The following is an 8811-nucleotide window of genomic DNA, read 5'->3' as shown; positions in this document are numbered from 1 at the left end:
ATTGAAAATAATGTCATTTTTTCATTGAAGTGGGATTTGGGACAGCCTGTATAGCCATTTTTATTACCTCCACTTATATGTATGAATAGGCACCTTCATATTAATCGTTATCGTTTATTTGAATTTTACATAAATAACAAGTAGTATAAAATAATGCCCAGGAACATTGCTGCGATCCATGAAGAAAAAGTAATAATCATGAACATCCTTGTCTTTTTAATTTCACCCAACACTAAGAATAATCCCATGAATAGTGCCAGTAGTCCTATGATCATATGAGAGAAAATAAGAATACCCATAAGAGTTGTAGAAATAAATGACGCAAGATTAGAAACCAGAGAAAAACCCATCCAGATAAAAGATAAGCCACCTAACAGGACAGAGGTTTTAGCAGTTATGTCATGTTTTAGAAAATTTTTTGTTTTAGCATATTTCCATCCTAAAAAAAGGATTATGAGACCTGCTGTCTGAGCAATCAAAGTCACATCAGCAACCCAACTTGCTTCGGTTCCAAAAAAACCCATAAGACCTTCCCTTATTTTTACTCCATCTTCATATCTTTGATGGCTGACAATTTAGATAAATGTTCTTCTTAAGACATTACAGCAATTTATAAATCATATGACATTGATTTGTTATATAGGTGGGAATATTATGAATAGAACTATTAGAAATTTGACGTGTGCATTAATAATCGCGTCTCTTGTTTTTTTTGCCGGATGTGTTGAGAACGAAAGAACAACTCCTGAACAGACAGAAGTTTCAACTCCTTCGCCAACACCTGTGCCAACTCTGACAGGTCATGAACAGGCAGGAGAACCTGATACTAGTTATCTTGGGCTTGCAGAAGTTTTCAAAGGAAAGACCGGGTTGAACGTCTCAACAACTAATATTGATGTCAATATTGAAGGTGTCAGTCTTTCAGGATTCCTCGTCCAGCCAGTTACTCCAGGCAAATATCCGGGTATTGTCATGATCCATGAATGGTGGGGATTGAACGATCAGGTAAAGAGCATGGCAGATATTACGGCGCGTGAAGGGTATGTAGTGCTTGCAATTGATCTTTTTAAAGGAAATGTCGCCACGACAACCGAGGGTGCCCAGGCCAATATTCGAAATAATCCCAATAATGAAACGATCCCGAAGATGCAGGCAGCTGTAAAGTATCTGCGTAATATGACGAACGTGGAAAAAAGTAAAATCGCTTCACTGGGCTGGTGTTACGGTGGCGGTCAGTCATTCCATCTGGGTGTCAATGAAGACATACAGGCTACTGTAATATATTACGGTCAGGTTTCGACAGATAAGGCCATTCTCATGAAGATGGAACAGCCAGTCCTGGGGTTATTCGGAGCTGAGGATACAAGCATTCCAGTGACAGATGTCCGTGAGTTTGAAAGAATTCTTAAAGAACAGGGAACAAGTGTGAATATCTCTATTTATGAAGGAGCCGGTCATGGCTTTTCAAACCCGACAAACACCCAAGCTTTTCGAAAGGAGCAAGCTGTCGACGCATGGAATAAGACCCTTGAATTCCTGGAGCTTAACCTGAAAAGAAACGAGAAGAATGAAAATAGCATTTAATGCTTCTTCATCTCTTCTTCAATAATATCTTCCAGGCCACTATTTCCCTCTACATATTTTTTAATAATGGATTTTTGTTTTGATTCTGTTAAAGAATCCCAATATTTTTTAATATCTTCCGTAGTATCAAAAGCAAAATCACCATTAGAAGCCGCTATAGGTATGCAGACCCCTTGTGAACAGGCTGCTATTTTTTCCAATTTTTCAGCTATTTTTCCTGTAGCTATACTTTTTTTAACTATAATTTTGACCATAGCCTTAACTTATCGGATATCAATGCTAATAATTTATCGGTAGTGGCAACATTTATGAGAGAAGACTTACAAACATACTATTGTGAGTGGTATGAATACAAAGTTTCTCTTAAAGATATTAATGTTTTTGTTCATTTTTGTTATCGTTTTTTCCTCAATTTCCAGTGCTTCAGAATTCAGGTCAGGGGATAAACTCGTTATCATGAAAGATGAGGTAGTAAATGATGATCTTTATTTTGCAGGAAATTCGATAACAGTAGACGGTGTTATCAACGGTGATCTTATTGCTGCAGGTTCTGAAATAAAAGTCACCGGAACAATAAATGGCGGGGTCATTGCGGCTGGAGGTTCCATAATCGTTACAGGGAATGTCACGAATGATATAAAGGCAGCTGGTGGCGAAGTTAGAATTGGTGGGGATGTGGGGGATAATGTTCTTGTCTTTACAAGAAACCTCGTTTTAGAGAAAAATGCGAGGATAACCAGGGATTTAACATTGGGTGCAGGAACTGCTACCATTGATGGTACTGTGAATGGAAATATCAATGGGGGAGCTTCCGATGTGGAAATGAATGGTGCAACGAAGGGAAATGTGACTGTTAATATAAGTAATAATATCAAGGTCTCTCCTGGCGCAACCATAGGCGGGAATCTGGAATATACGGCCCCCCGACCGGGTGAAATTTCAGGAATTGTCTCGGGAACGACTACTTACAAAGAAACACCTGTAAGAAGGGAAAATTTCATGTCCCGGTTACCGGGTGAGATACTGGGATATTTATGGCTTTTATTGATCGGAATAGTATCCCTGATACTCGCTCCCGAATTAACTCAAAAAATTTCAGATAATATTTCAGTTAAGCCGTTAAAAAATCTTTTGTGGGGACTCCTATTCCTGATAGTTACACCCATTGTTGCGGTATTACTTTTAGTAACCGTAATTGGAATTCCCCTTGGTCTGATATTATTAGTTGTTTATATTACATTATTATATATAAGCAGAATTTATATTGGGTTGTGGGTTGGACAATATGTATTAGGGAAGTTGAAACAGGAAACGAAGTCCAGGGTATTAGCCATGGCTTTAGGTTTAATTATCGTGGTTATAGGTATAAATCTGCCAATTATCGGGGGATTTATTCATTTTATAATTATTCTTCTTGGACTTGGGGCCATTATATTGACAGGATATAATGGTTATAAGAAATCAAAAGAGCAAAAAGTCATCTGATACATATCAAAATGTCATATATCAAAAATCGACCTGAATATCAGCAAAATATTGCGTTTCCGTTCCCTTATCCTTCGCACGGAATACGGGAACCATTTTTTGCCATAAGGAATATAATCAACAACTACAAATCCTTTTTTTACAAGCTTGTTCTTTAATTCTTCCCTGACCCCATGAAGCATCTGGAATTCGATCTTCTTTTTATGAGACCTGTTCGCTTCAATTGCCTCATTGACCAGGCGGTCATCATGTGTCGCAATAGCAAAAAACGGGCTCCTGTAGAACAGGAATCCCATGAGTTTTGAGAAGTTTATTGTCACATCTGCACGGCTGGAATACGCTATTTGACTATTTTCTTTATAAGCGCCTTTTACAAGACGTATTATGCCGCCCAAAGATGCAATTCTTCGGATATCGTCTTCACTTCGTTTGAGGTTTGTCTGGATCGCTATTCCTGCGTTTTTATATTTCTTAAAAACAGTGAGGTAAATATCGATCGTATCTTCTGTATATGGTGAATTCTCCATATCGATCCATACGAAAATATCGTTAGCAGCGCTTACGATCGTTTCCACATGGGATAAGCACAGGTTTTTATCGATCCCAAGCCCAAGCTGCGTGAGTTTTATGGAAAGTGAGGAGTTCAGTTTTGCATCTTTAATAGCCCGCAGGATTTCAAGGTTCTCGATCTTGTTTTTCTCGGCCTCTTCTCTATCTTTTACATGCTCGCCAAGAAAATTGATAATGGCGCCAATGCCCCTGTTGTTTGCCTTTTTTGCAGTTATGATAGCGTCGTCTAAGGTTTCACCAGCTATCCATTGACGAGCAAACCTGATGAAGAAACTCATAACCCTTATTAGGAATTGGGTTGGGTGTACTTAAGGGCTGTGCTATACAAAACAACCTATCAAAAATAATCACCAAAAATCCAAATTCATGGCGCGCATTTATATACAAAAACATACCTTTTTTATACGATGCCTGAGAAAGAACGATACAAGATAGCATATCTGGATATTAAAGAAAAAAGGCAAGTCCAGGAGCTTATTAAGAAACTGGCATCCGAAGAACATATTGGTTTAGATGAGCATATCTATAAAGACAACAGGGCGTATGATAGATGGGGAATAAACCCTTTTCAGTTGTTTGAATTCATACAACAGATTCTGAACAATCCAGAGATAATAAGAAAGGAAGTACATGATACTGAATATTTTTCAACAAGATACTTGTGTGAATCTGAATCGAATGACCACATCTATCCATATGTTATAGGTTTCCAGAAGTCCAATCAGGGGCTTATTGTAGTTATAACCATACTCAATCGAAAGAAGAAAATCAATTTAAAAAGGTGAAAATATGAAAAAGAATGACGAATTCAAGGATGTGTACGAAGATGTTGTAATTGAGAATTATGGCATCCCTGTAGTTATTACAGATGTTCTTGTCAGAAAGCACAAAACTACCGGCAGAAATATCTACATAAACCATCCGGATTCAATACCCAAAATAGAGAAGGGACTAAAAGCCGCGCTTGGAGTTGCCCCAAGAGGGCAGACTTCATACAAAAGAAAATTAAGTGAGAGCGGCGAAATATTGCTACTGAGACTGCCAAAAGAGCTTAGAGAATCATATCATATTGAAAAAGGTACGCATGCCCTAATTACTCCGATAGGAACTAAAAAAGCTATTATAGAGTTCGAGTGATTTCAGGATTTCAAGGTTCTCGATCTTGTTTTTCTCTGCTTCGTCTTTATCCTTTACATGCTCTCCAAGAAAATTGATTATGGCGCCAATGCCTCTGTTGTTTGCCTTTTTTGCAGTTATGATAGCGTCATCTAAGGTTTCACCAGCTATCCATTGGCGTGCAAACCTGATGAAGAAACTCATAACCCACATGAAAAATGGGATTTGGTGTACTTAAGGGCTGTGATGGTTTGGGATGGTTTCAATCGCGTTGGCAATTATGTCAATGATTTTATTTGATTAATTCTTTTATTCTTAAAATATCTTCAAGATTAAGTGCTCCAATACCTAATTTTTTTTGGCAATATTGAGATAATCCATAATCTCTTGTTAATATCTCGCCAACATTATTTTTAGCAGCTATTATCAAAGAAGTGTCTGTAAAACCAAATTTAAACAACTCTTCATTTGATTCGAAAATAATTTCTTTAGACACATAAAATTCTTTCATAGACATTAAATATTTAATGTTTTTTTCGAGTAAATCTGAAAAATGTCCACATTCAAAAGCAAAATTTGAAACTTCAGATAATACTCCTGGAGTGACCACAATTACTTTAGTACGAAAGAGGAATTCTTTAAGAATCGTAAAGTCTTCAAATGTATACTTATATGTTTTAAGTCTCTTGAATGTTAATATTAAATTCTGATCATAAGCTCCTATTAGGAATAACAAGAGTGGGATTGTATCGATTACAATTACCTTTGGAACTCTAATCATACTTAGTTATATCCAGAATAGCTCCATCATCATCATTAATATATATTATGTAACTTTTCCATTTTTCGTCCCCTAACATACTCTTTATTTGACAATCGACTTTCCATATTCCTTTTTCTTTTTCTACTTTGTTAGTTTCGAATAAAAAATATGCATTGCCGCTACTATCCAAAAAATATTTTCTTGCAATTATTCCTGCATCTCTTGCATCCATTAGAATCACCCATAAAGCAATTACTTTAAAGTACTTATTTTCTTGTACTCATTTGCTTATATCATTTATCCTGGAGCCTAATTCCATAATTAAATTTTATTCAGGATTTCCTGAATCCGCCCCTGATACCTGGAATCTCATCATACCCATATAAAGTACAACAGCCACAGCAGCATACGCCCCGCAATAAACCAGCGCCTGGGCGCCAATAGAATCGGCTGACAGCCTTGTCACAAGGTTAAAAGGAGAATTTGTGAATAGATATCCCATGAGGAACATCAAAATAAGCACAAGTGAATACAAATACTGTGATATCATTCTCTTTTTATATTTGACTGCTATGATCGCCCCGATAATAACAACGATCGCTCCAATTATTCCTGAGAGAAGCAGTATTAATCCGATGTTGTGAACCACTACACCATTTAACCTGACAAGAAGAAGCCATAAAAATGCCTGTGCCGGGACAATAATGATGGCAGTGATCATCTTGCCGCTCAAAATCTGGGAAAATGACACTGGTGTTACCAGCAGCAAATCCATGGTCTTACGTTCATATTCCTCGGTCAACATATCGATTATCAGTCCGCCTGATATGAATACCGGGGTGAAAACAAGAAGCGGGATAAGTATCCCGAATATGAATTCAAAATATGTTGAGGTTTTTTTCGGAATATTATCAACATAGAGTTTTATCGGTTCAAAGCCTATCCTTTCACCCCTTATATCCCGGACATAGCCTTCATATTCCTCCAGGGGTTTCTTCAGCTCCAGCGTTACGAAAGTGCCTCTTATATCTGATTTTGGGAGATATATCACCAGGTTGATAATTTCATTGCCACCCGATTCTTCTTTCGGGATGACAATAACCGCATCGATTTTATTATTATAAAAAGCAACAAGTGCCGAGTCAACATCCCTGTAATAATGCGGGTTTACCTGGCTTTTTTCAATGAATTGCCTTAATTCCCCCTGACCCACAATTCCCACATTTGCCCTGGGAGTGTCATAGTTGCTAAGAGAGGACGGGTCAAAAAATGAAGCAAGACCAATAACAATCAAAGATGAAAAAGAAGCAATTAACAATTGTACGATTATTGCCAGTATTAGTGTTTTTTCAAACACGAGGGATTTAACCTCCTTTTTCACAATAACCCCTGTATCAGCCAAAAACAACACTCCTTACCAGATAAAGATTATAAGCTGCATGAACGATCGATGCAAGGACAACACAGGCAAGATACTCCCGATACCCCAAGTATCTCATACCCAGTGATGCTACTGTTGTGGATGTAACATGCAAAAGCAAAGGAAAAACGAGTAGTCCGATCCCCATCACTGAACCGAACGCTGAGCCTGTGATACTGGCAATGACAACAAGAAGCAGGATCTTTTCACCTGCAAAAAAACCAATCCCTGATAATATCCCGAATTTTAAGGCATTACCAGTCGTGACATCAGACATTTTCCTGGAAAATACCGTATATATACCGATTGATTTTACCAGTTCTTCAACAAAAGCAGCAACAATAATAAATAATAATATCCCGATGCGAATTGGAAAATTAAACATCAAAACAATAAGCATCAACTGGATAGAAAATACAAGGGGAAGAAGGGCAATGCTGAATGAGAATAGCGGAGCTGGGACCCGTTTAATAAATTCCTGGATCGAATCAAGAAGTTTTTCCTTGATGGATTTTTGTGTGAACAGGTCTTCTTCCCTGTAAATGAAAATGCCGAATATGAAGATCAGGATGGATAACAGGTAAAACGGAAGTGTAGAAAACATGTAATCGCTTATCGAAACAGTCTCATTCTCAAGAAGCCTGACAACAAGTGTTATCGGGGAAATGATGCTAATGGCATGGATATTTGCAAACATCGCGGGAAAGAAAATATAGCCGGACAGGAAAACTGAAAGGAAAATAAGCACAAAACTGAGTTCTTTAAAACTGCGTGCAATTATTGCACCGAGGAAGGATGTTGAAAGGAACATCAGGGAAACAGGCAGGAGGGTCAGGATTATCCATGGACTTCCCCCCAGTTTAAATGTCATTATGGCCACAAGTGCAATTGAGCCCAGAAGATACGGTAAAAGCTTTCCAAGGACGATCTGGTAAGAACTGGCAGGTGTTACAAGCAAAAGTTCACCTTTTCTCTTTATTCTCTCATCCATAATGCTTGATGAAAAAAACTGCGCGATAAAAAAAATAGGAAAGATAAATATGAAACTCAGGACAACAGATTTAAAAGGGATCGATGGATTAAAATGAGAGGGTGTTGCCAGATTTTGTTCATTAATGGGTGAAATTATTCTATTTTCCGTTATTTCCCTGATAGAAGGGATTTGTATATTCTCAGTGGTTTTTTCCGGGATATTTATGTTTATATTTGTTCCCTGTTTTTCGGTGACGGGCACAGAACCATCCGGTTCCACGGGTTCCATGGATGATTTTATATCATGGGAATCCTCCTCCGGGACTTGACCTGCCCCTGTCTCTGGCGCCTGCGTTGTCATATTCATCGGAATTTTATTGATAGACGGCGCCTGGAAAGCCTGTTCACGGGCGATATTTTTTATGTTGATCCACACAGGAAAAGTATTATTCAGGTCGTTATATGACAAAAGCCTTGCTTCATCATATTTTTTTATGGCCTTGTCAAGGGCATCAAGAGCCGATATTGATTTTTCAGTATTGTGGTAATAAATTTTATCGCCGCTTATGAGAATATCAATTCCTTCGTTTTCAAAAAGAGATTTAGCCCCTCCTTCACCTGCAATGTAAACTTCGAATTTAGCATCGCTTTGTAAAACTCCTGCAAGGGATGCATCCGTCACCGCAACCCTGTAAATATTATCATTTATATGAAGACCGGACTGGGCTGCAAAAAAAGAAGCGGTCCCTATCAGGATCAATATTATGAAAGAAAAAAAACGGGTTTTAAGACTGAAACTTGATTTTGTCTTCCTTAGTTCCCATCTGGCTATTGTAAATATTCTACTCATATTTAGCTTATTTCTCTTATTTCTCTCGTTTCTCTCATGTATTCCATCATA

Annotated in this window: 12 protein-coding genes; 4 read left to right on the top strand and 8 right to left on the bottom strand. The window is 37.8% G+C overall.

Annotation, left to right across the window (positions count from 1 at the left end; all coding sequences use genetic code 11):
• Window positions 1-125: 125 nt before the first annotated feature.
• The gene (locus CL181_RS17405; protein WP_097300585.1) at window positions 126-524 is read right to left on the bottom strand and encodes a hypothetical protein; all 399 of its coding nucleotides are present in this window, start codon (window positions 522-524) and stop codon (window positions 126-128) included.
• Between the two features lie 130 nt (window positions 525-654).
• On the opposite strand from CL181_RS17405, the gene CL181_RS17400 reads away from it, so the two are divergent.
• A complete protein-coding gene (locus tag CL181_RS17400; RefSeq protein WP_176505298.1) occupies window positions 655-1584 on the top strand; it encodes a dienelactone hydrolase family protein in 930 nt (309 codons plus the stop codon).
• Here the strand turns inward: CL181_RS17400 and CL181_RS17395 are convergent.
• Window positions 1581-1838 carry a hypothetical protein gene (locus tag CL181_RS17395; protein ID WP_097300583.1) on the bottom strand — a complete coding sequence of 86 codons (258 nt, stop codon included), beginning with the start codon at window positions 1836-1838 and terminating at the stop codon, window positions 1581-1583. The genes CL181_RS17400 and CL181_RS17395 overlap by 4 nt on opposite strands.
• A gap of 91 nt (window positions 1839-1929) precedes the next feature.
• On the opposite strand from CL181_RS17395, the gene CL181_RS17390 reads away from it, so the two are divergent.
• Complete coding sequence (locus CL181_RS17390; protein WP_097300582.1) at window positions 1930-3069, top strand: hypothetical protein; 1140 nt, start codon at window positions 1930-1932, stop codon at window positions 3067-3069.
• 14 nt (window positions 3070-3083) lie between these two features.
• On the opposite strand, the gene CL181_RS17385 is transcribed toward CL181_RS17390, so the two are convergent.
• Window positions 3084-3917 carry a proline dehydrogenase family protein gene (locus tag CL181_RS17385; RefSeq protein WP_097300581.1) on the bottom strand — a complete coding sequence of 278 codons (834 nt, stop codon included), beginning with the start codon at window positions 3915-3917 and terminating at the stop codon, window positions 3084-3086.
• 129 nt (window positions 3918-4046) lie between these two features.
• Here CL181_RS17385 and CL181_RS17380 point away from each other — a divergent pair, with 129 nt between their 5' ends.
• Window positions 4047-4424 carry a hypothetical protein gene (locus CL181_RS17380; RefSeq protein WP_097300580.1) on the top strand — a complete coding sequence of 126 codons (378 nt, stop codon included), beginning with the start codon at window positions 4047-4049 and terminating at the stop codon, window positions 4422-4424.
• A gap of 4 nt (window positions 4425-4428) precedes the next feature.
• Window positions 4429-4776, top strand: a complete 348-nt coding sequence (locus CL181_RS17375) for a hypothetical protein (protein WP_097300579.1) — start codon at window positions 4429-4431, stop codon at window positions 4774-4776.
• On the opposite strand, the gene CL181_RS19855 is transcribed toward CL181_RS17375, so the two are convergent.
• The 5 genes from CL181_RS19855 to CL181_RS17355 all read right to left on the bottom strand — a co-directional run bounded on the left by CL181_RS19855 (window position 4729) and on the right by CL181_RS17355 (window position 8760).
• Window positions 4729-4959: a hypothetical protein gene (locus CL181_RS19855; protein WP_141398955.1), complete on the bottom strand. Its 231-nt coding sequence runs from the start codon at window positions 4957-4959 to the stop codon at window positions 4729-4731. The two genes, CL181_RS17375 and CL181_RS19855, sit on opposite strands and share 48 nt — an antisense overlap.
• Window positions 4960-5047: 88 nt before the next feature.
• Complete coding sequence (locus CL181_RS17370; protein WP_097300578.1) at window positions 5048-5536, bottom strand: hypothetical protein; 489 nt, start codon at window positions 5534-5536, stop codon at window positions 5048-5050.
• Complete coding sequence (locus tag CL181_RS17365) at window positions 5529-5750, bottom strand: hypothetical protein (protein WP_097300577.1); 222 nt, start codon at window positions 5748-5750, stop codon at window positions 5529-5531. The genes CL181_RS17370 and CL181_RS17365 overlap by 8 nt, the downstream gene beginning before the upstream one ends.
• A 96-nt stretch (window positions 5751-5846) precedes the next feature.
• Window positions 5847-6920 carry an ABC transporter permease gene (locus CL181_RS17360; protein ID WP_176505297.1) on the bottom strand — a complete coding sequence of 358 codons (1074 nt, stop codon included), beginning with the start codon at window positions 6918-6920 and terminating at the stop codon, window positions 5847-5849.
• Window positions 6913-8760, bottom strand: coding sequence for an ABC transporter permease (locus CL181_RS17355; RefSeq protein ID WP_097300575.1), 1848 nt, complete (start codon window positions 8758-8760; stop codon window positions 6913-6915). The genes CL181_RS17360 and CL181_RS17355 overlap by 8 nt, the downstream gene beginning before the upstream one ends.
• Window positions 8761-8811: the final 51 nt, after the last annotated feature.

Origin of the sequence: Candidatus Methanoperedens sp. BLZ2, assembly GCF_002487355.1 — an archaeon.
Lineage (GTDB): Archaea > Halobacteriota > Methanosarcinia > Methanosarcinales > Methanoperedenaceae > Methanoperedens.
The sequence above is the reverse complement of the archived record's forward strand: the minus strand, read 5'-3'. Positions and strand labels throughout refer to the sequence as shown.